The sequence below is a fragment of the Aquipuribacter aurantiacus genome (assembly GCF_051216895.1).
GTDB lineage: Bacteria > Actinomycetota > Actinomycetes > Actinomycetales > JBBAYJ01 > Aquipuribacter.
Genome location: NZ_JBPKAO010000003.1, coordinates 143,848 through 167,289 on the forward strand (window position 1 = coordinate 143,848; position 23,442 = coordinate 167,289).

24 protein-coding genes are annotated in these 23,442 nt (G+C 69.6%); 18 read left to right on the forward strand and 6 right to left on the reverse strand.

Going from position 1 to position 23,442, the window contains the following annotated elements; genetic code table 11:
- The first annotated feature begins 18 nt into the window (after positions 1 to 18).
- On the forward strand, positions 19 to 1,716 hold the full coding sequence (locus ACR80Q_RS05505) for a long-chain-fatty-acid--CoA ligase (RefSeq protein ID WP_435376573.1): 1,698 nt from the start codon (positions 19 to 21) through the stop codon (positions 1,714 to 1,716).
- On the opposite strand, the gene ACR80Q_RS05510 is transcribed toward ACR80Q_RS05505, so the two are convergent.
- On the reverse strand, positions 1,697 to 2,098 hold the full coding sequence (locus ACR80Q_RS05510; protein ID WP_435376574.1) for a YjbQ family protein: 402 nt from the start codon (positions 2,096 to 2,098) through the stop codon (positions 1,697 to 1,699). The genes ACR80Q_RS05505 and ACR80Q_RS05510 overlap by 20 nt on opposite strands.
- Before the next feature lie 55 nt (positions 2,099 to 2,153).
- Between ACR80Q_RS05510 and ACR80Q_RS05515 the strand changes: the two genes are divergently transcribed.
- The 3 genes from ACR80Q_RS05515 to ACR80Q_RS05525 all read left to right on the forward strand — a co-directional run bounded on the left by ACR80Q_RS05515 (position 2,154) and on the right by ACR80Q_RS05525 (position 8,344).
- Entirely contained in the window at positions 2,154 to 3,404 is a 1,251-nt protein-coding gene (locus ACR80Q_RS05515; RefSeq protein WP_435376575.1) for a sensor domain-containing phosphodiesterase, read from the forward strand.
- A 490-nt stretch (positions 3,405 to 3,894) separates the two neighbouring features.
- On the forward strand, positions 3,895 to 7,254 hold the full coding sequence (locus tag ACR80Q_RS05520) for an RHS repeat domain-containing protein (protein WP_435376576.1): 3,360 nt from the start codon (positions 3,895 to 3,897) through the stop codon (positions 7,252 to 7,254).
- 496 nt (positions 7,255 to 7,750) lie between these two features.
- Entirely contained in the window at positions 7,751 to 8,344 is a 594-nt protein-coding gene (locus ACR80Q_RS05525; protein WP_435376577.1) for a hypothetical protein, read from the forward strand.
- 32 nt (positions 8,345 to 8,376) lie between these two features.
- Here ACR80Q_RS05525 and ACR80Q_RS05530 read toward each other — a convergent pair whose 3' ends face one another.
- Both ACR80Q_RS05530 and ACR80Q_RS05535 read right to left on the reverse strand, forming a co-directional pair.
- Entirely contained in the window at positions 8,377 to 9,402 is a 1,026-nt protein-coding gene (locus tag ACR80Q_RS05530) for a hypothetical protein (RefSeq protein ID WP_435376578.1), read from the reverse strand.
- A gap of 88 nt (positions 9,403 to 9,490) precedes the next feature.
- Positions 9,491 to 12,919 (reverse strand): hypothetical protein, encoded by a 3,429-nt coding sequence (locus tag ACR80Q_RS05535; RefSeq protein WP_435376579.1) that lies wholly within the window; start codon positions 12,917 to 12,919, stop codon positions 9,491 to 9,493.
- A 550-nt stretch (positions 12,920 to 13,469) separates the two neighbouring features.
- Between ACR80Q_RS05535 and ACR80Q_RS05540 the strand changes: the two genes are divergently transcribed.
- The 3 genes from ACR80Q_RS05540 (at position 13,470) to ACR80Q_RS05550 (ending at position 15,940) form a co-directional block, all read left to right on the forward strand.
- Entirely contained in the window at positions 13,470 to 13,883 is a 414-nt protein-coding gene (locus tag ACR80Q_RS05540) for a hypothetical protein (protein WP_435376580.1), read from the forward strand.
- 224 nt (positions 13,884 to 14,107) lie between these two features.
- The gene (locus ACR80Q_RS05545) at positions 14,108 to 14,482 is read left to right on the forward strand and encodes a hypothetical protein (protein ID WP_435376581.1); all 375 of its coding nucleotides are present in this window, start codon (positions 14,108 to 14,110) and stop codon (positions 14,480 to 14,482) included.
- Between the two features lie 492 nt (positions 14,483 to 14,974).
- Positions 14,975 to 15,940 (forward strand): hypothetical protein, encoded by a 966-nt coding sequence (locus tag ACR80Q_RS05550; RefSeq protein WP_435376582.1) that lies wholly within the window; start codon positions 14,975 to 14,977, stop codon positions 15,938 to 15,940.
- Positions 15,941 to 16,220: 280 nt separating this feature from the next.
- Here the strand turns inward: ACR80Q_RS05550 and ACR80Q_RS05555 are convergent, their stop codons facing one another.
- The gene (locus ACR80Q_RS05555) at positions 16,221 to 16,715 is read right to left on the reverse strand and encodes an SRPBCC family protein (RefSeq protein ID WP_435376583.1); all 495 of its coding nucleotides are present in this window, start codon (positions 16,713 to 16,715) and stop codon (positions 16,221 to 16,223) included.
- 1 nt (position 16,716) lies between these two features.
- Positions 16,717 to 17,073, reverse strand: a complete 357-nt coding sequence (locus ACR80Q_RS05560) for an ArsR/SmtB family transcription factor (RefSeq protein WP_435376584.1) — start codon at positions 17,071 to 17,073, stop codon at positions 16,717 to 16,719.
- A 185-nt stretch (positions 17,074 to 17,258) separates the two neighbouring features.
- Here ACR80Q_RS05560 and ACR80Q_RS05565 point away from each other — a divergent pair, with 185 nt between their 5' ends.
- The 8 genes from ACR80Q_RS05565 (at position 17,259) to ACR80Q_RS05600 (ending at position 20,824) form a co-directional block, all read left to right on the forward strand.
- Positions 17,259 to 17,774: a hypothetical protein gene (locus ACR80Q_RS05565; protein WP_435376585.1), complete on the forward strand. Its 516-nt coding sequence runs from the start codon at positions 17,259 to 17,261 to the stop codon at positions 17,772 to 17,774.
- A 205-nt stretch (positions 17,775 to 17,979) separates the two neighbouring features.
- On the forward strand, positions 17,980 to 18,267 hold the full coding sequence (locus tag ACR80Q_RS05570; protein ID WP_435376586.1) for a hypothetical protein: 288 nt from the start codon (positions 17,980 to 17,982) through the stop codon (positions 18,265 to 18,267).
- Positions 18,264 to 18,698 carry a PIN domain-containing protein gene (locus ACR80Q_RS05575; RefSeq protein ID WP_435376587.1) on the forward strand — a complete coding sequence of 145 codons (435 nt, stop codon included), beginning with the start codon at positions 18,264 to 18,266 and terminating at the stop codon, positions 18,696 to 18,698. Before ACR80Q_RS05570 ends, ACR80Q_RS05575 begins: the two co-directional genes overlap by 4 nt.
- A 110-nt stretch (positions 18,699 to 18,808) precedes the next feature.
- Positions 18,809 to 18,991 carry a hypothetical protein gene (locus tag ACR80Q_RS05580; RefSeq protein WP_435376588.1) on the forward strand — a complete coding sequence of 61 codons (183 nt, stop codon included), beginning with the start codon at positions 18,809 to 18,811 and terminating at the stop codon, positions 18,989 to 18,991.
- A 111-nt stretch (positions 18,992 to 19,102) separates the two neighbouring features.
- Entirely contained in the window at positions 19,103 to 19,324 is a 222-nt protein-coding gene (locus ACR80Q_RS05585) for a hypothetical protein (RefSeq protein WP_435376589.1), read from the forward strand.
- Positions 19,325 to 19,486: 162 nt separating this feature from the next.
- The gene (locus ACR80Q_RS05590; protein ID WP_435376590.1) at positions 19,487 to 19,717 is read left to right on the forward strand and encodes a hypothetical protein; all 231 of its coding nucleotides are present in this window, start codon (positions 19,487 to 19,489) and stop codon (positions 19,715 to 19,717) included.
- Between the two features lie 524 nt (positions 19,718 to 20,241).
- Positions 20,242 to 20,439 carry a DNA-binding protein gene (locus ACR80Q_RS05595; protein ID WP_435376591.1) on the forward strand — a complete coding sequence of 66 codons (198 nt, stop codon included), beginning with the start codon at positions 20,242 to 20,244 and terminating at the stop codon, positions 20,437 to 20,439.
- A 19-nt stretch (positions 20,440 to 20,458) separates the two neighbouring features.
- Complete coding sequence (locus tag ACR80Q_RS05600) at positions 20,459 to 20,824, forward strand: type II toxin-antitoxin system death-on-curing family toxin (protein ID WP_435376592.1); 366 nt, start codon at positions 20,459 to 20,461, stop codon at positions 20,822 to 20,824.
- Positions 20,825 to 20,879: 55 nt separating this feature from the next.
- On the opposite strand, the gene ACR80Q_RS05605 is transcribed toward ACR80Q_RS05600, so the two are convergent.
- Positions 20,880 to 21,245 (reverse strand): SdpI family protein, encoded by a 366-nt coding sequence (locus tag ACR80Q_RS05605; RefSeq protein WP_435376593.1) that lies wholly within the window; start codon positions 21,243 to 21,245, stop codon positions 20,880 to 20,882.
- Between the two features lie 249 nt (positions 21,246 to 21,494).
- Between ACR80Q_RS05605 and ACR80Q_RS05610 the strand changes: the two genes are divergently transcribed.
- The 3 genes from ACR80Q_RS05610 (at position 21,495) to ACR80Q_RS05620 (ending at position 23,102) form a co-directional block, all read left to right on the forward strand.
- Positions 21,495 to 22,121, forward strand: a complete 627-nt coding sequence (locus ACR80Q_RS05610) for a hypothetical protein (protein ID WP_435376594.1) — start codon at positions 21,495 to 21,497, stop codon at positions 22,119 to 22,121.
- A gap of 352 nt (positions 22,122 to 22,473) precedes the next feature.
- Positions 22,474 to 22,725 (forward strand): type II toxin-antitoxin system Phd/YefM family antitoxin, encoded by a 252-nt coding sequence (locus tag ACR80Q_RS05615; RefSeq protein ID WP_435376595.1) that lies wholly within the window; start codon positions 22,474 to 22,476, stop codon positions 22,723 to 22,725.
- Positions 22,722 to 23,102 (forward strand): type II toxin-antitoxin system VapC family toxin, encoded by a 381-nt coding sequence (locus ACR80Q_RS05620; protein WP_435376596.1) that lies wholly within the window; start codon positions 22,722 to 22,724, stop codon positions 23,100 to 23,102. The genes ACR80Q_RS05615 and ACR80Q_RS05620 overlap by 4 nt, the downstream gene beginning before the upstream one ends.
- Positions 23,103 to 23,442: the final 340 nt, after the last annotated feature.

Consider the following 23,442-nt stretch of genomic DNA (forward strand, 5'->3'; position numbering starts at 1 on the left):
GTTGGTTAGGGTCGGGGCATGACAGCGACCGAGGAACTGCCCTGGCTGAGCAGCTACGCCGAGGGCGTACCCACCCAGGTGGACGTGCCCGACGGGTCGCTGGTCGACCTGGTGTCCCGGGCCGCGGAGCGCTTCGGACCCTCGGTGGCCCTGGACTTCTACGGCGCCACGACCACGTACGCCGACCTGGACGCCCAGGTGGCGCGGGCCGCGTCGGCCCTGGCCGGTCTGGGGGTCGAGGCCGGCGACCGGGTCGGGATCGTGCTGCCCAACTGCCCGCAGCACGTGGTCGCGTTCTACGCCGTGCTCCGCCTGGGCGCGGTCGTGGTCGAGCACAACCCGCTGTACACGGAGGCCGAGCTGCAGGTCCAGCTGGCCGACCACGGCGCCCGCGTCGTCATCGCCTGGGACAAGGCGGCCCCGGCGGTCCTGGCCTCGCAGCCCCGCACCGCCGTCGAGACGGTCGTGTCGGTCGACCTGACGACGGCGCTGCCACGTCTGAAGCGGCTGGCCCTGCGGCTGCCGCTGGCCAAGGCGCGGGCCACCCGGGCGGCCATGACCGCGCCGGCCCCGGCCACCCTCGGCTGGGACCGGCTGGTCGGCGCCGCACGCCCGCTGCCGGCGACGCACCCGCGCCCCGCCGGCGACGACGTCGCCCTGCTGCAGTACACCGGCGGGACCACCGGGACGCCCAAGGGCGCCGTCCTCACGCACCGCAACCTGCTGGCCAACGCCACGCAGGGACGCGCGTGGGTGCCCGGCCTGCGGGACGGCGAGGAGACCATCTACGCCGTCCTGCCGCTGTTCCACGCCTACGGCCTGACGCTGTGCCTGACGTTCGCGGTGTCCATCGGGGCGACGCTGGTGCTGTTCCCCCGCTTCGACGTGGACCAGGTCCTCGAGGCGGTCGGGCGCCGGGCCCCCACCTTCCTGCCCGCCGTGCCGCCGATCTACGCCGCCCTGGCCACCAAGGCCCGCGACCGCGGCGTCGACCTGACGTCCATCCGGTACGGGATCTCCGGCGCGATGGCGCTGCCGCCGTCGGTGGTGGCCACCTGGGAGCAGGTCAGCGGCGGGCTGCTGGTCGAGGGCTACGGCATGACCGAGACGTCACCCATCACCCTCGGCAACCCCGTGTCCGGCGCCCGTCGCCCGGGGACCGTGGGCGTGCCGTTCCCCTCGACGGAGATCCGGGTCGTCGACCCCGAGGACCCGACCGCGGACCGCGAGCAGGGCCAGGCCGGCGAGCTGCTGGTCCGCGGCCCGCAGGTGTTCTCCGGCTACTGGGGACGGCCGGAGGAGACCGCGGCCGTGCTCATGCCCGACGGCTGGCTGCGCACCGGCGACGTCGTGGTGATGGCCGAGGACGGCTTCGTCACGGTGGTCGACCGGCTCAAGGAGCTCATCATCACCGGCGGGTTCAACGTCTACCCGTCCGAGGTCGAGGACGCGCTGCGACAGCTGCCCGGGGTGGCCGACGCGGCCGTGGTGGGGATGCCCACCGAGGACGGCGGCGAGCAGGTCGTCGCCGCGGTCGTCCCCGAGGACGGTGCCGTCGTCGACCCGGCCGCGCTCCGCACGGCCGTCCGCGAGCACCTGGCCGGCTACAAGGTGCCTCGCAGGATCGAGCTGGTCGACGAGCTGCCTCGCTCGATCATCGGCAAGGTGCTGCGCCGTCAGGTGCGCGAGCAGCTGCTCAACCCCTCAGCAGGCTGAGCCGCACCCGCCGCTGCGGGTTGTCGCCGTTGGTGTCCACCAGGACCACCGACTGCCACACGCCCAGCTGCATCCGCCCGTCGAGGACCGGGATGGTGACCGACGGCGCGACGAACGCCGGCAGCACGTGGTCGCGGCCGTGCCCGGGCGAGCCGTGCCGGTGCCGCCAGCGGTCGTCCGCCGGCAGGATCGTCTCCAGCGCCGTGACCAGGTCGTCGTCGCTGCCGGCCCCGGTCTCGATCAGCGCGACCCCGGCCGTGGCGTGCGGGACGAACACGTTGAGCAGGCCGTCACCGGTGCCGGTGCAGAACTGCGCCACGCGGTCGGTGAGGTCGGTGACGACACGGGTCCCGGTCCGGACGGTGATCTCGGTGGACAGCACCGCCTCACGCTAGCGCCGCCTCAGGTGCGTGCGCCCACCTGCCGATGATCGACCAATGGGCCGGAACCGGAGTGCCGCGGACGAGCAGATCGCCGACCTGCTGCGCACCGCCAAGGAGTCGCTGCACCTGTCGGTAGCGTTCCTGTCCCGCCTGGACGGCACCACGCAGCACCTGGAGGTCGTCGAGTCCTCGGTGCCGCTGCTGTTCCCCGAGGGGGCGACGCAACGGCAGTCGAGCAGCCTGTGCCAGGCGGTCCTGGACGGCGACCTGCCGGCGGTGATCCCCGACCTGCGGGCGCACCCGAACGCCATGAAGCTGCCCGCGGCCCGGTTCCCCCGCATCCGCAGCTACGTGTCCGTCCCCGTGGTGATGAGCGACGGCACGCTGTACGGCACCTTCTGCGCCGCCGGGCTGACCACCGACAAGGGCTTGGCCGACCGGGACAAGGGCCTGATGGACGTGCTGGCCCGCGCCGCCGCCGTGGTCATCGAGCCCGAGGTCCGTGAGAACGCGCGCCGGGACGAGATCGACGAGCGCCTCGACCCCCTCGAACGGGCGGGCGGGCCCCGGGTGCTGCTGCAGCCCATCGTCGACGTCGTCACCGGACGCCGCGTCGGGGCCGAGGCGCTCAGCCGGTTCCCGCAGGAGTGGGCCAAGGCCCCTGACGTGGTCTTCGCGGAGGCGCACAGCGTGGGCCGGGGCGACCGGCTGGAGCTGATGGCGCTGCAGCGGGCGGCGGGTCTGCTGGACCGGGTCGACGGGTACGTGTCGATGAACGTGTCCCCGGCGACGCTGCTGCACCCGGACACCGCCCGGTTCCTCGCCGCGCTCCCCCTGCCCCGCATCCTGCTGGAGCTGTCCGAGCACGACCAGGTCGAGGACTACGACACCCTGCGGGCCGCCCTCGCCCCGCTGCGCGCCGGCGGCATGCGGCTGGCCATCGACGACGTCGGGGCCGGGTTCTCCTCGCTGCGCCACATCGTCGTCACCGAGCCCGACGTCATCAAGCTGGACCGCAGCATCGTCGACGGCCTGGCCGGTGACCGGGTACTGCACAGCCTGGTCCGCTCCCTCGTCGACTTCGCCGCCGGCCTCGGTGCCCTCGTGGTCGCGGAGGGCGTGGAGACCGCCGAGGACGCCCGCGCCCTGCACGACCTGCGCGTCGGCTACGGCCAGGGTTGGTTCTGGGGCCGGGCGGTGCCCGCGGACCTGCTGGAGGACCAGTTCCCCACCGTCATGCCGCGCGCCGACCTGATCCCCGCCCAGCCCGGGCCGGTCGACACGGTCACGCCCGTCCAGGCGTAGGCCCGACCGCGACGCGGCTCGGGTCCGACCCTCGGACATACCGGACGACGCGACGCCACACGACCGTGCAGCCCCGCGTGGCGGTGCCGTTCGACGCCCCGTTGCGGGAACGGTCACCGGACGGGTCTGCTGGGACAGGGGCCTGAGCGGGACGGCGTGCCGTGGCTGTCACCCGCGTATTCGCGGTAGGGGGTCGGGATCCGGAACAGTGCTGGCCCCGAGGGGGCGGTACGTCGCGGAGGAACGCCCCTCGTATTCGCGACGTCGGCCCCGCCGCGAGTCCTTGCCCTCCCATCAAGTCCGCCTCGGTCATCTTCGTGTCTGCTTGGGCCTCGTGGCCGATTGACTCCGGTTTGTCAGGAATTGCAGCCTGACTTCGGGCAAGTTTGGGCTGGAGGGGTGCGTCGGTCATGGTGTGTCTGTACGGTCGGTGACAAGCGCTCGGGGGGCCGGTAGTAGTCGGCTCAGCGTGATATCTCTGGGGTCTTGGATGTCGCTGTCGACTGCCAAAATTCATGTCAATTTGCATGCGTGGAACCGCGCGGGGGCGGTGCTCGTCGCGGCTGCGGTGACCGCCACCCTGGGGCTGGCCGGGGGGCCCGCGGCGGCCGCGGCGACACCCGCAGATCCGGGGTCGTTCGAGGTCGACGAGGCCGAGGTGTGGTCGCCGTCGGCGGTAAACACGACGGCCTCGGGTGAGCTGCCCGAGGGCGAGTGGGCGCCGCCGGTGCCGGCCGAGGATGAGGTCGGCCTGAACGAGCGCCAAATGTCTCGTTCGATGGCGGTGGACGACCCGTTCCCGGGCTCTGGTGCTGGCGGTGAGTCGCTGGGTCTCCAGCCGTTCTACGCGACGGAGACGTTTGATCTGACGGACCGGGTGTCGGCCACCGTGAACCTGGCGACAGGAAACCTGGTGCTTCGCAGCACCGACGTGCAGCTCAACGCACCGGGTCTGACGCTGCGTCTGGACACGTTCCACAACTCCCTCGCCGACGGCGACGGAGCGCTGGGCCCGAACGTGCTGATGTCGACCGGCCACGACGTGGGCCTGGACGTCGCCACCGACACGGTCACGTTCTACGGTCCCTCCGGATTCACCGGGCAGTACGAGGCCGATGGTTCCGGCGGCTGGGAGATGCCGCCCGGCGTCAACGCGGACCTGGTCCAGAACAGCGACGACACCTGGACCCTGACCTACCGCAGCTCCGGGGAGGAGCTGACGTTCACCGAGGGCGGGTTCCTCATCGAGGACGTCGACCGCAACGGCGTCGGCCTGTCCCTGGCCTACAACGCCGACAACCAGGTCGAGTCCATCACCGATGGCGCCGGCCGGGTCACGACCCTCACCTACGGAACCAGCGGCCGCGCCGACGGCAAGCTCGAGTTCGCCGAGGACCCCTACGGGCGGACCACGCAGTACGCCTACACCTTCGACGGCAAGCTCGCCGGGATCATCTACCCCAACGACGCCCGCCTGCGCCTGACCCCCAACGGCGACGGCCGCATCTCGCGGCTGCAGACCCCGCGCGGCGCGTTCATCGACTTCACCTACGACAGCACCGGCCGGGTCACCGAGGTCGAACGCTTCGTTGACGTCGCGACCACGACCGGGCAGGCGTCGGTCACCAGCTTCGCGTACCCCTCCGCGACGGAGACCACCCAGACCAGCCCCATCGGCGGGACCACCACGTACACCTTCGACTCCCTGGGTCGGGCGACCAACGTGGAGGACCCGCTGGGCAACGAGCGGTCGCAGACCTGGACCCCGAACAGCGACATCGCCACCGCAACCGACGCCATGGGCACCGGCGGAGTCGGCGCCGGAGTCACCGAGTACACCTACGACGAGGTCAACAACCTCACCGCCGTCGCCGCCCCCACCGGCGCCGCGACCCAGGCCGCCTACGGTCAAGGCGACACCTGCGACACCACCGACACCGACCACCCCTACCAGGCCAAGTGCCTCACGGACGACGCCGGCAACACCACCTCGCTGACCTACGACACCCCTGGCAACGTGACCTCGGTGGAGGACACCAGCGACGGCGGCGGGGCCGTCACCCGCTCCTTCACCTACCAGTCCGAGGGCACCGGTGGCACGCAGTGCGGTGGCAAGCCCGGCCAGACGTGCAGCAGCACCGACGGGCGCGGCAACACCACCAACTACACCTACAACAGCGTCGGTGACCTCATCAAGATCGAGCAGCCCAGCCCGCTCGGCGACACCACCATGACCTACGACAGCGCCTCCCGGCTCGCGGCGGTCACCGACGGCGAAGGCCAGACCACCAGCTACCAGTACGACGGCCTCGACCGGCTCACCCGCACTGAGTTCGACAACACCTCGCAGCGGCAGAACGCCTACGACCCCGACGGCAACCTGTACCGCTCCACCGACTCCGCCCACGGCAGCGACGACTACACCTACGACGCCCTCGGCCGCGAGACCTCCCGCGACCTCTCCGGCATGAGCAGCCCCTACACAACCGGCTACGACCTCGCCGGCAACGTCACCTCGGTCACCGACCCCCAGGGTCACCTCACCTACACCTACAACGACGCCAACCAGCTGACGAGGATGACCGAGCCCGGCCCCATCCACACCGACTTCACCTACGACGCCAACGGCGCCGAGACCGCGCGCACCTTCCCCAACGGCGTCACCCAAACCACCGACCGCGACGCCTCCGGCCGCGCCACCCGCATCACCGCCACGGACGCCGCCGACACCGTCCTGACCGACCTCAGCTACTCCTACACCGCCGTTGGCACCGGCAGCGCCGAGGAGCGCGACCGGTCCAAGGTTCAGACCCGCACCGACCACGACGGCCTCGCGGGCCTACCCGCCGGGGCGATCACCAGTTACGCCTACGACACCCTTAATCGCGTCACCGGTGTCGACGAGAACACGAGCACCGGCACCGACAACGCCGCATGGACGTACGCATACGACGAGTCCGGCAACCGCACCAGCCAGACCCGCACCGGCAACACCGGCGCCACCGCCGGCACCACCACCTACGGCTACAACGCCGCCGACCAGCTCACCAGCCGCAACGGCTCCACCACCGGCTGGGCCTACAACGCCAACGGCGACCAGACCAGCAGCCCCGACTGGGGCACCACCGACGTCCGCGCCCGCAACGAGGTCTCCAGCATCACCAAGGGCGCCACAACCACCAACTTCAGCTACCTCGGCATCGGCAACACCACCCGCACCGCCGCCGGCGACCAGGCCTACACCAACGGCAGCCTCGGCATCACCGCCCAGACCGCCGGCGGCCAGACCGAAGCGTTCCGCCGCACGCCCGATGGCAGCCTCGTCTCCTACCGCCAGGCCACCGGCGCCCGCAGCTACTACCTCACCGACAACCTCGGCAGCGTCATCGCCCTCACCAACACCAGCGGCACCATCACCGCCGAGTACGCCTACGACCCCTACGGCAACCCCCGCGCCACCGGCACCAGCGCCAGCAGCAACCCACTCCGCTACACCGGCGGGTACCTCGACACCGCCACCGGGCTCTACAAGTTCGGCGCCCGCTACTACGACCCGGAGACTGGTCGCTTCACCCAGCAGGACCCCTCCGGCCAAGAAGCCAACACCTACCTCTACGCCGCAGGTGACCCCTGCAACAACGTTGACCCGACCGGACTCCGGTCCGACCCCACCGGAGCCGGAACTATCGCCTGCGGGAAGGGACTTGTGACAGGAGCCGTGGGCGGCTTTATCTCAGGTGCCGTCGTTGGTTCGATCACGGGCCCTGGAGCACTGGTCGTGGGGACCGCCACTGCCCTTGGTGGCGCACTGGGGGGTTGTGCCGTGGGCATTATTGGGGAGGCATGGTGACAAAGGCTCGGCTAGTAGTAGTGGTCTTGGTCAGCGCGGTGGGCGTCTTCTCTTCTCTGTCGCTTCTGAACGCGTGGCAGTCGTCACCCCCCTATGCCCTTATCGATTTCGTCCCCGGCCTGCTCGGCTTGACGTGCCTGCTGGTCGCCCTTGCGGTCTTGCAATGGCGGCAAAGGCGGCACAAGCGGGTGGAGTGATTTAGGCGACGGCGCGTGCGTAGGCAGCAAAGTTCTCGGCGGTGCAGGACGGACCGCTGCGCCGGCTCGGGCTCGGCGACGATGGCCTCGTGGGCGGGCACAGCCGCCAGCCCGGTCACGGCGAACGTGGCGAGGACGAGCCCCGAGACCGGTAGCCTTCCCTCGATCGGCGCAACCGCGCCCCTGGCCGTGCTGCGAGCCCGGAAAGCGACGCGGGAGGCCCGCGAGCCTCTATCCCGACTGACGATGGGCTACCGAACGGCCGCGGCCCGGTCATCGCACGGACACCAGGAGTGGTCGTGTGGCACCGTCGGGCCGTGAAAACGGCAAAGGCACAACGGAAGCTCCGCCAGGCCCTGGCGTCCCAGTTGCTGGTCGAGGTGCAGCGGAGCATCCGCGCAGCGACGGCGCCGGCGGGCTACGTCGTGGCCGTCGGCAGCAAGTGGGTGCTGCTGCATCACGTGAACGACAGCATTTCTCTCAACGGCTACGTCGCGGTCCGGTTGGCCGACGTCTCGTGCGTGATCCCGGACCGCTCGGCGGCGTTCGTGCGACGAGCCCTCGAACTGCAGGGCGAGTGGCCGCCCGGGCCCCCGCCCGGCGACGTCGACCTGGCGACAACGAGGGGTCTCGTCGACTCGTTTGTGGCCCTCCACCCCTTGGTGACCGTGCACGCCGAGAGGCAAGACCCTGACGTCTGCCGCATCGGCGTGCCGTACCGGGTTGAGCGCGGCCGCCTGGGCCTCATCGAGGTGACGCCGCAGGCGACGTGGGACGCCGAGCGACCCCGCGTCCACCGGCTGCGGCGCATCACGCGCCTGGACACGGGCCAGAGGTACGAGCGCGCCCTCTGGTCCGTGGCTGGGACACCTCCCAAGCACGGTCAGGGCTGACACCCGTTCCGACAGCCCATGGGTACTCGGCGCTACCTGGGGATGAAGGCCGCGGCGGGGGTGTGCTCGAGGAGGTGGAGCAGCTGGAGGTGGACGTGTTCGAGGGTGGCGTCGGTGATGCCGTTGGCGATGATGGTGAGTTCGGCGATGGTGCCGTCGGGGTGCAGGTCGAGGGTGGCGCTGAGGGGCGAGGGCAGGGGGCCGGGGCCGTACCACTGTTCTTCCTCGGGGCTGCTGCTGCCGGGGTGGTGGTGCAGGTGGATGGCGGTGAGAAAGGCTTCGACGGCAGTCCGGTCGAGGTGGCGCTCAGGGGTGGGGTTCTCCATCTCCTCCTCGTGGGTGTCGTCGATGTCGTCGACGTGCAGCAGGCCGGTGGCGGTTCGGCTGGGCCAGACGACGATCTCGGCCTCGACGTCGCCGGGGCGTTCGGGCTCTCGGCGGTGAAGGGTGACGTCGACAGGGGCCTGCCCGGGGATGGGTGCCGGTGGAGTGGTCCCGGGGAGCAGGTGGCCCGTGTCGTCGACCTGGTAACCCTGCTCACGCAGCTTGCTCATGAGGTAGCTGGTGATGTCGCGATTCTTGGGCGGGTTCGTGGCGTCGAGGGCCTTGCCGAAGAAGTTGCTCGTGAGGTTGAACGTGGAGATCCAGGCGTTGCTGTCGGAGACCATGGCCGGGCCGAACGCGGACCTCGCCAGTTCGGGGGCGTGGAAGAAGACGGCCCAACGGAACGTGGGGTCGACAGTCGCTAGAGCGGCGGCGACGAGGTGGAGGCAGCCGTCGAGCACGAGCTGGTTCTTGTGTCCGTTGGGTCGGTCGAGCAGGTACTGCTGGTACGAGGGGCTGCCTTGGGTCCAGGGCGGAAGGCCGTCGCGGGGGTCGCGGCCGTCGGGTGGGGTGAGGTCGATGCCGGGCCGACCCGTGGCGGCCCAGGTCGGCAGCCAGTCCCACACCGCCCGGACCCCGGCGAGGTCGACCCGGCCGGGGTCGAGGTCCGGGCCGTCCTGGCGGCGGAGCAGGTCGAGCAGCCAGGCCAGCCGCTCGGGTCCCCGCGCGGTCAACCGGTCGACGAGAACCTGACAGTGCGCAGGAGATCGCTCGAAGTCGCGAGGCTCGAAATTAACTCTTACCGTCACGGTGTCCAGGCTCTCACGGTAGGTGGATGTAGTAGGGGACGCCTAGCTTCTGGAGGTGCGCGATGAGTGCCCTGCTGGGTCCGCCTCGGCCGGTGGTGCCGGAGATGAAGAAGTGCCACTCCGCAGCACCGACTAGTTCGTCCACATCGGCGACCAGGGCCGCGTCTCGGTCGGCTTGCTGCCGGATTCGGGAGCGGGCGGAGACCTCCCCGACCTTGATCTCAGCGATCGTGTGTCCCAACGTGTCATCGGGCAGGACCACGGTTCGTTCTTCTATGGCGTCGGGGGTACGGCGCTTGCCCGCGATGGTGTAAGTCTCGGCCTTTTGCGCCCCGGTGGCGGCGCGGAATAGGTTCTCCCCGTCACTGCCGAGCATGGGCGTGCCGGGGCTTCCGCCTGGCCAGTTGATGGTGCGGGTGGTGGCGGCGTTGTCGAGGCCGTGCTTGAGCTTGTCGAGGTCTTGTCGGCTGCGGGCGAATCGCAACAGGGTGTCGTCGGATACTCCGCGGGCCTTGAGGGCGGGTACGGCGTCCGGGAAGGCCTTGGTCAGGATGTCGAGGCGTATGGCGTCGGTTACCCCGTCGAACTGGTCGAGGTAGCGCATGGCCGCGTACTTCAGGGCGGAGTTGACGCCTGGCTGGCTGACGAAGCGGCTGATGGAGCTGACGCTGCGGACGGCGTCGCCGGCGACGGGGACGAGGCCGACGGCGGCGAAGGTGGCGTTGAGGGGTTCGCCTTGGTAGGCGCTGGCGAAGAAGTCGCGGACGTCGCCGTAGACCAGGAGGCTGCTGGCCAGGGAACCGGCGAGCCAGGGGATTGTGTCGCGGGAGCAGGCGCTGGCGGCCTCGCCGCAGAATGCGCCGACGAGGAAGTCGTCGTACCACTCTTGGGGGGTGACGGGGTGGTCGAAGACGACGGGGTCGAACCCGTCGTTGAAGTTCTCGACCTCGTGGGCGTCGCTCCACTGGTCGTCGTCGCTGTTGGGCTCCAGGGGGTCGGTGCCCCAGACGATTTCGCTGGCGTCGTCCAGACCGTCGCTGTCGCTGTCGTACCAGAGGGCGTTCGTGCCGTATTCGAGCTCGGTGGTGTCGGACAGGTCGTCGCCGTCACTGTCTTCCAACAGCGGGTTGGACACCATGTCGTAGAGGTGGAAGCCCTCGACGAAGCTGTCGGTGCCGGCCTGGGCCGGTGTCAGGGGCGTGCCGAGTTCGACGCCGTCGTCGAGGCCGTCGTCGTCGCTGTCAGGGTCGTCGGGGTAAGTGCGGACGAACAGCTGGGAGTGGGAGTCCTGGACGCCGACCTTCTCGATGTAGTCGCTGACCCCGTCGCCGTCGGAGTCCAGGGTCTTGTCCGACTCGGGGGGCAGCTCGCGGAGTCGGTCGATCGGCGGGGGCGGCGCGAGGTGGGTGTAGGAGCCCTCGGTGGCGCTGGCCAGGGTCTGCAGCAGGGTGGTGTGGGACTGCGGCCCCATGGCGATGACGTGGACGGACGGCGACGGGTCGAGTCCGGCGTTCGGCGTGGGGTCGAACGTCTCTGGGTCGTTGAAGGCAGGGTAGTCACTGAAAATGGTGCCGTCGGTCAGATAGACGACGCTGCGCTGCCGACAATCCGAGCGCCAGAAGGGTGTGGAGTCGGCGGAGTCCGCGAGAACTTGAGTTCGGTACAGGCCCGGCCCGGGACCTCCGAAGGGCTCAAAACCACTCGCGTGAGCCATCACGTCGTCGACTGCGGCTGCAACCTGTGAGGGCTGGCTACTCCAGGGCAGTTCGACGGTGGAAAAGGCTGCGGTGAAGGTGTCGTCGATATTCCCTGTGTCTGCGATAACGGTCGCGAGGTCGCCACTGGCAAGATCGTCTACGTAGCCGTCGAGGTGGCCTTTGGCGTCGGCGAGGTTTCCCCAGGAGTACATGGAGTCGGAGTCGTCGAGGACGAACGCGATCTGCGTGGCCTGCTCGGTGGCGTTGCACGCGAGCCGCACGTCGTTCATGGCGTCTTCGCTGACCACTGCGTAGGTGCCGGACGCGGCGTCTTCACCGATGAGCTGCACGGTGGCAAGACCGGACCTGGTCGCTGCGTCGGCGTCGGCGTTCAGGTCCACGGTCGGGGTCTGCGGCAGCTGCTCCCAGCCATCACCTCCGGCCCGGTAAACGCTCACGTCGGATGTCGCGGTGATGCCCGTGGCGTCGAAAGGCACGGCAAGCGCGACCGTCGTGGCGCTGCGTTCAGGTGCTGTGGCCGTAACGCGGGCCGCGTCGACGCCGTCCAGGGAGACGGTGAGCGCGTGGGACCGCATCCCCGCCAGCGGCGGCAGCCCGCTCGGGGATTCCACGAACTCCGACCCGCCGAGGGTGGTGTCGGTGTCGTGCCAGGTGAGGGTCGGGCGCAGGGTGTTCTTCGCCGCCGACGACACTTGGACCGTGGCCACGGCGCCGGACCCGTCGTCAGCTTCATGGCCCTGCCGGGAGATTTCGTCGGCGTCGGGCACGCCGTCGTCGTCGGAGTCTGCGGACAGTGGGTCGAGACCGAGCCGGGCCTCGGTGTCGTCGCTGAGGCCGTCGTCATCGGAGTCGATGGACGTCGGGTCGGTTCCGGCCGCGATCTCATCGGCGTCGGTAAGGGAGTCCCCGTCGGAATCGGCACTGACCGGGTCACTGCCCAGGGTCTGCTCGTCCAGGTTCGACACGGTGTCCTCGTCCAGGTCAGCCGCGCCGTCCGCCACACCGTCGCCGTCACTGTCGGCGGAGTCCGGGGCCGTATGCAGACGCATCGACACGATCTCGAAGAGGTCCGTGAGCCCGTCACCGTCACCGTCCACCGCCGTGGGGTCCCCCCGCAAGGGAACCTCCACCCCGTCCGGCAGGCCGTCGCCGTCGCTATCCGCCGGGTCGGCGTAGTCCAGGCCCACGCCCAACAGCGCCGCCGTGAGGTCAAGCACCCCTGTCTCGAACGCCGCGGCGGCCGCGGGTGCGTCGTCGTTCTGCCAGTGGGTCTCGCCGCTGGCGTGCTGACCCTCGGCGGCCACCACCGCGGCCGAGATGTCAGCGCTCTCGCCAACCTCGAGCAGTGGCATCAAGAACTCGGCGTCCCCGATCAGCGCGGTCAGCTGCAGACGTGAGGCCGCAAGCAGCCGCCCCAGCGCTCTGGCTTCGCTGGTCGGGCGGGGCTTGGCCTGCCACTGGACGTCCACCGTGACTACGGCCGCGTCGGTGGCACCCAGGAAGCCGTCCACGCCGGCCACACCATCCGGGCGCTCCAGGCGGGTCACACCGCTGATTGAGCGCAGAGCCTCCTCCTCGGCCGCGCTCAACCCCACGAAACTCGCGGAGTCCGCCACCGACGTGCGGAGCGCAACCGCGCTCACCTCGTCGAAGTCCCGATAGTCCGACGGGCCCACCTTGTTGAGCGCCAAGGCCGGCGGTGACATCACCACCGCCAACGTCACCCCCGCCAACGCAGCGACTGTCGACCTGAATGCCTGTCTCACGGTTACCCCCCAAATCGTGACCACCCGTACGAACGTGAGCGAACACGCCAACACGTTGCGTTGTCACTGGGCGGTGAACGAGTGAGGGAGAGAGTCACCCGTACGGCCCAACCCGCCTGGGCCCTGCAGGCCCCTTCAGACCCGGGCCAGGCTCGAGGCGGATCTGCGCGGGTCCGACGTCCGCGGAGCGGGGATGGCCACGGCGCTGTGCCTCACCCGCCCCCTGGCTCGAAGCGGCCCGCGGCGACGCCCGCACGACAAGCCCCGACGTCCACGACAAGCCTGCGCCCTGGGGCTGACCCACGAGGTCTGCTTCGCCCGACGGAGACCGCCGAACTCGGGCACAAAGACCGTCCCAGCAGCGGACCCCTCACTGACGCAGCCGGCCCTCGCGAAGGGCGATCGAGGCGGATTCCAGCGTCGAGGGCCCGTGGGCGGTCCGTCCGGCAGAGGATCCTCAGGTGACAATCCCGCCCCTCGCGCGCGACCGCCGTGCCAGGCTGCGGGCATGGTGGCCTCGATGCGCGGCCCGGTGGTGGTCCTCGGGTGCGCCCTGGTGCTTGCCGGCTGCGGGAGCGGGAGCGGTGACGCTGCTTCCCCTAGCAGCGACGGCCTGGCTTGCGAGGGCGAGGAGCTCGCCACCTGGTCGCTACACCTCAATCAGGACGGCTCGGCGGATCTTGCCGAGCTGGGCGACCAAGACCCGGCGGCCGCCGTGGTCGAGGCGATGCCGGAGCTGGCCGGTGCGCGGCTCGAGGTCGGCGAGGAGTCCCTCGCAGACGATCAGGAGTCGGTAGACGTCGTGGCGGACTTCGGTGCCGGGCCGCAGGTACGCGCTACCGCGACCCGGAGCGGCTCGGAGCCCTGGGTGGCCGACTTCGTCGAGGCGTGTTCGGAGGTCCTGCCGCTCTCCGGCGGCTGACCTCGCCGCGCTCCGGCGCCGAAAGGTCATCAGTCACTGGCGCTCCGCATGCCGATCCCCGACCGGACGAGCTGCGGGCGGCGCCCTTTCGCCAACTCCGGGGTCAGTAGCGGCGCTCCGGACGGGGTTGCACCGGTAGTGGGTCGCCTATCGGAGCGGCCGGGAGTGAGACGTGAGGCGGGACCTGGCTAACGCGCCAGCGCCCCTCTTGACATGATCCGCCCATGGGCCAAGAGGAGCAGATCGAGATACCACTCGCCGCGGACGAGCTCACGTTCCTACGCGCCGCGCTCCTGGACTGGGGAGGGCCCGCGCGTCCCAACGATGCTCTCGCACTTGCCATGGGTTTCTCCGCTGCCGGCCGGGTCTCCGGCGAGGCATGGGAGCTCTGGGAACGCATCGACAGCACCTCAGCGCTCACCGTGGCGGACTGGCGGAGAACCCTTCTGGCCGCAGAGATCGTCTTCGTGAGCGACGTGTACGGGAGCGGGCTTGATTGGCCCATCACCACCGGCCTCGACGACGCGGAGTCGATCGAGGTGCTTCGTCGCCTACAGCTCAAGATGGCCAGGCACCTTCCTGGCGGCTGGCGTGCTTGACCACCATTCGGGGCCTTGGGGACGCCCGGTCATCGATCGTCTGTCGGGTCAGTCGGCAACCGGAGACGGAGCCAAGGCGGTTCAGGGCTGGTCGAACGCATCCCGGGCAGCAGCGCCCAGCGCGTCCGGCTCACCGAACGCGACGTCCGCACGTAGATCGCCCGTCAGGCCAGACGGTTCCGTCGGCCGGCTCCACTGCCGTCCGACAACGGCTCCGCCCACTGCAGCCACGCCGCCGGCTTGGCCTTCCGCCGCTTCCTGCATGCGACAGGGAAGCCGACCCACGCCGAGCCCTGCCAGCACATCCTCTCGACGATATGCGCGCCGCTGGCGGTGGTGAACGCGCAGCAACGCTCGTTCATCGTCTCGTAAGGACCTCGCACCCCGAGCGTGGAAGTGGGCGTGGACGTAAGGGCGCCGTAATGGTTTTTGCCCAGAGCTCGGGCGACAGTCAGTGAGCACGTCCACCCCTCACGACCCCAAGGAGCACCAATGTCTCGTCGAGCCCTCCTGCCGACCGCCCGGCTCGGGACCGCCCTGGTCACCGGCGCGGTCCTGATCGCCTCCACCGTCATGGGCGCGGCCAGCGCCCAGGCCGCCACGTCCGTGGCCGACAACCAGGCCACCGTGCTGCGGATCGGTGGGGCCCCCGTGTCTGGGGCGACCGGCGTCCCGGCGGGCCGGACCCTGACACCGGTCCAGCTGGTGACGTCCGACCCCGTGACGTCCGCGACCCCATCGACGGCCATCAGCGACGGGACCACCCTTCAGGGCCCTGTGCCCGGGGTGCGCACGAAGAGGTTCACGATCCCGGCCGTCCCGGCGGAACAGGTGACGTTCCGCATCGACGGTGCGTCGGTGGCCACGAGTGTCCCCGTCCTGCAGGCCGCGTTCCTGGAGACCGACGCGGGACGGGTGTCGGGGGTGCTGTTCACCGCCGGCGGCACGTCCTACCTGGTCCCTCGGGGTCCGCTCGCCGCTGCGACCCGCACGGTGGCCCCGTCCACGGTGAACCCGCAGGCCCTCGGCAGCCTCATCACCTACGAGTACGGTCTGCTGCCGGTCGGGGCGCAGCCGCGCACCGGCGCCACCTTCGAGGTGGAGACGAGCGGTTCAACCGTCTACGCGTCGCGGACCAGCACCCGGAACGTCTACGACGCCGACGCCGTCCGCGGCAACGCCGACGCGCTGGCCGAGGAGCTGGTGCTACCCCGCGTCTCCGTCCCCGAGACCGAGGTAATTGCGACGGTGACCCTACGCAGCGGCGCCACGGTGGCCGTTCGAGGACTCCGCTACCAGACCAACTTCAGCTACGGGCTGGGCGTGACGACGTGGGCCTTCGACCGAGCCGCCCTGGCGGCGGCCGGCGCGACAGTCGCCGACGTCACCGGCGTCATCTCCTTCGGCACCACCGACCACTCACTCACCTGGCAGGACCTCGGGTTCGACCTCATCTGACCTGAGCGCTCAGCACCGACGGGGCCACCTGGAACCGGGCAGCCCCGTCGGTGCCACCCGACATGGTTGCCCTCACCACCGCCTCGCTTAACGGCGCGCCGCTCCCAGTTGCGCGCCACCACGTCTCGGCAGCGCGGGAAGGTACACCTGAAGGGGACCCTCCATCGGTGCGACCTCGCTCAAGGCCGTGCTGAAAGCCCCGAAAGGCGCCCGCGGGACGCCACGAGCCTCTGTCCCGGCTGCCGATCGCTCTGCAGGGCACAGTGGCGTCAGGCGTGCCTCAGCGATCACCCGGAGCGATCAGGTCATCGATCTGGTTGATCGCTAGGGAGGCACCCTCGACAACGCCCATGTCCAGGACCTGCTGCAGTGCCTCGGCGGAGGCGTAGGTACTGACGTAGGTCGCCCGAGTGCCGCCTTCGTGGGCGGCGAAGGCGTATGAGTTCGTGCTGACGGGCAGGTCGGGGTTGACGTCGAAGTTCTCGTCGGCGAAGGCGTCCTGGAACGTGAACCGCGTGGTCTCCTCGACGGTCTGGAGGTCCCAGACGCCGGCGAACTTCTCCCCCTCCGGGGAGGTCATGTAGTAGGTGGACCGTGACCCGGGCGTCAAGGCGTGGTCCACGAACGTGGCGGGGTAGGTCGGCGGGCCGAACACCTTCTCCAGCTGGCGCGCGTCGGCGTACACCTGCCAGATCCGCTGCACCGGGGCCGCGAAGTCGGCCACGATGGTCAGGGTCAGGGTGTTCAGGTCGTGCGTGACGTCGGTGACGGGCATGTCAGTCGTTCCTCTCGATGGGTGGGTCGGCGGCAATCAGGTCGTCGATCTGGGCGATGCGACCACGCCAGACGGTCTCGAGCTCGGCCAGCATCGAGGCCACCGAGCGCACGGCCTCCGCGTCACCACGGGTCAGGGACTCCCGGCCGCTGCGTCGCTTGCTGACGAGGCCGGCCCTCTCCAGGACCGCGACGTGCTTCTGGACCGCAGCGAAGCTCATGTCGTAGGACGCCGCGAGCACAGAGACCGAGTGCTCCCCGGCCAGCACCCGGCGAAGGATGTCCCGCCGGGTGCGGTCGGCCAGCGCGTGGAACAGGGCGTCGGCCCGCTCCTCGTGCTGCTCGCTGGTCACGACCACAATCTACAACCGTATGGTTGTAGGTTGTCAAGACTGCTCCTGCATCACTGCGCGGCCCTCCGAATGCTGCACGGCGATCCCCGGTGTCCGGGCAAGAACGCCGGTGCGGTTGAGGCAGGTGGGAGACTCGACGACATGAAGCGCAACCCACCGTCGTCGGGTTGCCTTTGGCACGCCACGAGAACATGACGCGCTCCAGCTCCGGCGACACGCCACGGCACGACGTCTCCACAGAGGGTGCAGACCACGTCGTGACGGCAGCCAATGAAGCCGTCGATGCCATCAAGCGGTGGGTGAACGACGGGCGCTCTGCGGGATGCGGTGGGTACGAGGAACGAGGCGACACCGTTGTCGTGCGGTGGAAGGGGCAGGCGCCGAGGGCGCTGCAGCAGTACGTGGAGACGCTGGGTGTCACTGTCCTCCTTGAGAGCAGCAAGTTCTCCCAGGAGCAACTTCTCCGCGCTGCGGAGCGAGTCATCACCAGATTCCCCGAGGTCGTAAGCTCAGCGGGTGTAGCCGAGGACGCGTCTGGCATCGAGGTCACTCTGTTGCCGGTGGCTGTTATGGACGGAGCCACACAGGAGCGCTCCATCGAACGTCTTCGGAACTTCGTCAACACCAGCTCGGAACCGGTGCCCCTTGACGTGACCGGGGTGAGCGATGCGTTTGGGCTTGTGCGCGGGGATGCCGGTTTCCCCTAAGCGCGGCCGCACAGCCGCCGCCGCGAGACCACTCGACGGAACCCCCATAGACGTCGGGCACCTGCGCGCACCTGGCGTCGCCGGACCGTCGCCGCCGTCCCGCAGGGGATCGCCTTCCGGTCAGCAGACGGGAGGGTGGCTGCTCCCAGAAACTCACGGGCTTGTGACCCGGGAAGACTGCTATCACAAGTGCTATCTTGGTGGCATGTCCGACGTACTCATTCGCGACGTCCCTGGCGACGACCTTGACCTGATCCGCTCCACCGCGGCCGGGTTGGGGGTGTCGCTGCAGAGCTACCTGCGCAGCGCGGTCCAGGCGCAGGCCACCTACCTGCGGCGCCAGCAGACCCTGGCCGACCTGAACCAGAGGCTGGCAGGCAACCCCCCGGTTGCTGAGGAGGACAGGATGGCGGTGCTGGACGGCCTCACCGGCGACCAGGCGGAACGCGCCGAGGACCTGCTGGACCGCGGTAGCAGCGACCCGGCGCCGTGATCGTCGACGCCTCGGTCGTCATCGATGCCGTTGCTGACCCCGGCCCGCGCGGGGTCGCAGCCCGCACCGCACTGGCTGACCAACCAGCAGCCGAGCGGATGAGCTCTCCTGGGCACCTGGCCTTCGAGGTGCTCTCCGGCCTGCGTGCAGCAGCCAACCGCCCGAGCCACCCGCTCCAGGCTGACGACGTCGAGCGGGCACTGCATGACGCCGAGGCGCTGGGCATCGCCATCGACGCCACACCGTGGGCAGACGTCCACCGCGCATGGAAGCTTGCACAGGGCTCGATCCGCTACGCCGATGCCGTCTATGTCGCTGCGGCCGAACGCCTGCGGACGACGCTGCTGACCGCTGACGCGAGGATTCAAGGCTCAGGCGCCCAGGTCGGCTGCACCATCGTCACGGTGACGCCGCGGCCGAGTCCTTCTTGATCAAGGCGGCCCAGTGTGTCTCATTTGCCGATCCTCTCCCGGACAACGGGCTCGTGGGCCCGCGGCCGGGCGCCACCTCTCGTACAGCGCTCCAGCTACCGTCGATGAGCATGGAACGTCTCTTCAGCTTCCGTGTGCTGATCGTCGTGTCGCTCCTGCTGCTCAGTTTGGCTGCCATCAGTGCAGTCGGCTTCGGGTCGCCGTGGGGCTACCTGCCGTTGCTGGTGGCCCTGCTGCTCAACCTTGCGGGTGCGCTGTACCGGAACGGCGTCATCTCAAGGTCACGGTCGTAGAGGCACGCTGCTCGACCCTTGCTGACCGTCTCGCAGGGGATCGTCCTAGTGGGGTCGGTCTCGTCGAGGCAGGCGTTGGTACGCCGAGAGGAGAGTGCTTAGGGTGCTGACGTGCTGATTCGTCCGTACCGCACCGCGCTCGTCCTGGCGGTGCTGGGCGTCGTGGTGGCTGTCGCCTTGTCCCAGACGCCGATGTCGCCCATCACCGACTGGGCGTGGATTGCGGGCTTCGTCGCAGCCGGAAGTGTCATCGGCCTCGCGACGCGGCCGTCCAGGACCGGTCCTCGGTCCCCGACCTGGAGCGCGCCGGAGGACCCGTACAGCAAGGACTGATCGGTTCCCGCAACCCCGCGCAACGGTCGTCCCGCAACCGACCGGGCTTCGGAACCTAATCGGGGCTGCCCGGGTCGAGTCCCCCCTTTCACCGAAGCCCCCTCGGACTGCGAGGGGCAGGCGCGCCGCCGACCAGTCACGCCGGGTTGCTAGCGTCACTGGATGAAGCGCACTCTGATCGGTGGCCTGGTTGGTGGAGTCCTGGCGGTCCTGCTAGCCCAACTTCTGATGGCGCAGGGACTGTGGCCGGTGTCCACGCTGAATCGCTTTCTGCTCGTGGCTGCGGCTGTCCTGATCGTCGTCGGCGCGGGGGTCCTCACCCGTCGGCGACAGGACCGAGCAGCGTCCGTCGGTGGCGGCACCACAGGCAGCGGTTCCGACGCCGGTAGGTGACGCCGCCGCGGGCTCGCGTCAGGTCGTCGACCGTGTTGGCGATCCCCGGCGGAACGGGCGTAGGGATCTGGTGGCCACGGACCACCGACCGTCAACTCGGCGCGTTGCCCGCCTCCTCGCGGCGCTGTGCAACTGCGCCGGCCACGAACGCGGCGCTGAGAAGAACCCAACCCACAGCACCGGCGACGGCGAGCGGCAGGTGCCACCCACCAGGTCCATCCAGCAGCTGTGGCGTGAAGACGACGACCCACACCACGCCCAGCACCGAGTACACGACGGCGAAGGCAGCCGACCCCCGAGCCGTCCCCAGGCGCTGCTGCCACCACGGGTGGCTACATCGGCTCTGATCTCGGGTTCTCCCCATCCCTCAGTCCTACCAGGGACGGTGGAGCACCAAAGATCCCGGCGGCATGGATCCTCGACCGGGACGTTCTGGCATGACTTCGCCGCGACGACCGAGGGTCCCAGTAGACAGAGACACGGGCTCTCGACCGGTGTGGTACCGCACCGGTACCATGACGAGCATGGCGATGAACCTCCGGCTGAGCGACGTGGAATCCGACGCCCTGCGTAAACGCGCCGAGCAGGAGGGACGCTCGATGCAGGAAGTCGCCCGCATCGCCATCAACGCCTACGTCTCCGATCGCCCTGCACGACTGCGCGCCGCGATCGAGAAGGTCCGCACGGAAGACGCCGAGCTGCTCGCACGCCTCGCCCAGTGACGAGCTGAAGCGTTCCTTCGTGAATCACCTAACCACCGAGGACCTTCTCGAGATCGCGGCCGGCGTCATCGAGGACGTGCGGGTCCGCGACTTCGGCCTGCTCGCGTCGGCCGCCGGTCGATCAACCACCACGCTCATGGGCGAGGACGCCTACCCGACGCTCGCCGATAAGGCCGCCGCTTTGCTGCACTCCTTGGCGCGCAACCATCCACTGGTCGACGGGAACAAGCGACTCGCCTGGTCGGCAGCCAGGGTGCTGTGCTTACTCAACGGCTCCGACCTGGTGATGCCCGTCGACGACGCCGAGCGGATGGTCCTGGCGGCAGCCGCCGGCGACCTCGACGCCGTAGCCCTCAGCAAGCTCATCCAGCAACACCTCCGCTGAGATCACCGGTCGGGGATCGCTTAGTGGGCGGCGGAGAAGCAGCACGTCCAAGTGATCACTGAACGTCAACCACTGCTCGGGCGGCGCTACTACCGACAGCAGCGGCGTAGACCACGAAGGCCAGCATCAAGACGGCCCCGACGAGGACCGAGCCCACGACGATGGGCAGGGCAACGGGAAGCGCTGCCGGCACGCCGCTGGCGATCGCGCACCAACCTGCGAGTTGGGTGGGTCGTTTCGCGCGCCGATGACCGACGAGCCAAGCTTCATCGCTGGCCATGGTGGCTGCCACCCGGATGCCGGCGACCGGGTTACGGCGCAACCGACCGCTGGCCGCCGCTTGTGACATCCACAGCAGCAGCGCACCCGAACCCAGCATCACCCCGACGAGTACGAGACGTGCGATCGCTTCCTCGGTCATCGCCAGAGAACGTAACGCAGTCGGTCCCGGCAGCGGATCGGCAACTGAGATTGCATCTTCGAGTAGGTGAACCGCTTGTGGGGCGGTGGTGGAGCGGGAGACGCTGACGGCAGAACTACCGGAGGGGGACAGATGACTGGTCTGGCCAGTCTTGATCTGACACCGCCAAGTCCCCAAGGTCAGGCCGCCCTGAGGCAGATCGCCCTACGGCAGCGTGGCAGCCGCCGACGCTCCCGCGTTGTCGCTGCGGTGACCGCCGGGGTCCTGCTCGCTGGCGTGGGGGCGACGACGGCCACCAGCCGATACGTCGGGCGGTCGATCAACATGACCGCCCCGACCCGGGACTGCTCGGCCGCCGCGCTGATCGACCGGGCCGGTCTGGAAGGCGACAGTGCCGCCGTAGGCGCGACCACGGCAGCGCAGGTTCACGTCATGGACGACGAGATGGCCTGCTGGGGGACGTGGGTGCTCCGCAACGACGGGGTGCTGCCTGTACATGTGGCCGATCTCGAGCTCCCGGTCGGCGGGCCCGGGGGGCAGGGCTTCACGATCGACGCCCACCGGTTCGACGGCCGACGAGAGTCTGCGACGTTCGCCTACGGCGACCCAGCAAACGGCCAGATAGTCCAGACCGAGATTTATCTGGGAACAACGATCGCGCCCGGCGACACACGCACGCTAGGTCTGCGCGTCGTGCCCTTCGGTAGCGGCTGCATCGAGGCTGGCACGACGACGCGGGCCGCGTTCACGCTCAACGCATCCATCGGTCCAGTCGGTGGTGGGCGGCTACAAGAGGGTCAGACGGACACGGCCGACGCTCCCCCCGACGACCCCGCCCTGGTGCTTTACGCCACCAAGGACCTGGGTGACTGCTAGCCAGGTAGGTCGTCAAGTTCCTCTGTGATCGGCGTGACCTTCCAGCGGATGCCGTGCCGAAAGCCGACCCCTCACCGACGCAGCCTGACCTCGCGGCGGGCGATCAAGGCGGATCCCAGCGTCGAGGGCCCTCGGGCGCTCCGTCCGGCAGAGGACCGGTTGCCGGCGTCCTCAAGGCCTCCGCGACTGGCCTCAGCGCCGGCTGCCTGGTGGTCCCGCAGGGGATCCCTTGCGGGACGTCGAGGCCGGGCCGCAGCCCAAGCAGACTCGCCGCCGACGTCGACACCAGCAGCCGGTCGGCTACCGGCGAGGGCGCCTGCCGCGTGCGTAGCACTTGTGCAACACTGCTGTCGTGACCACGATCGGACTGCGCGAGTTGCGCCAGCAGGCCTCCGAGCTGCTACGACGCGTCGAGGGTGGAGAGCAGGTGCTCATCACCGTCGCAGGTCGACCGAGCGCTCGTCTGGTTCCCGTCAGCCCACGAGCCTGGCGCTCCTGGAAGGACGTGGCCGACCTGTTCGACGGGCCCGCGGACGTGCAATGGGACACCGATCGGGACCGTCTCGATGGTGAACTTCACGATCCCTGGATAACCGCCAGGTGAGAGCGCTGCTCGACACCTCCGTCGTCATCGCCGCCGACGTCCCACCCCTGAAGGGCGAGCTGGCCATCAGCGCCGCCACGCTGTCCGAGTTGCACTTCGGTGTCCTGGTCGCCACGGATCCCGCCGTGCGCGCTGAGAGGCTGCGTCGACTGTCGCGACTGCAGCAGAGCTTCGACGCCCTGCCCGTCGACGAGGCGGTCGCCGCCAGCTACGGCCGCCTCGCCGCCGCGGTCGTTGCCGCCGGTCGCCAACCCCGGGCACGGACCATGGACCTGCTCATCGCAGCCACTGCTCACGCCCACGACGCACGGCTGTACACCCGCAACGCCGATGACCTCCGCGGCCTCGAGGACCTCCTTGAGGTCATCAGCGTCTGAACCCGACGGTTCTTTCCGCGCGAGTCGTTGACGGGTACCCAAGTACCGATCCTCAGCCGGACGGCGTGTCCAAGGGCCACCAACGCTGGATTTCGCGTCGTCGGCCCGCTCCGAGGGCCAGCCGCATCAGTCCGGGGTCCCCGTGCGGCACGGCCAGGCTGTCGACTACCCGCGGGGCGCACCGACGACGGTGAAGAGCCCTCGTTGTCTGCTGGTTGTCACCGTTTCCGCCGCCGAAGCAGCCACGCAGTCCACCGCCCGTTGATAGAGACGAGCAGCCAACTGAAGGCTGCGGCCAGCAACCACACTGCGTCCCACGGACTCGGCCCGGGGGCGATCG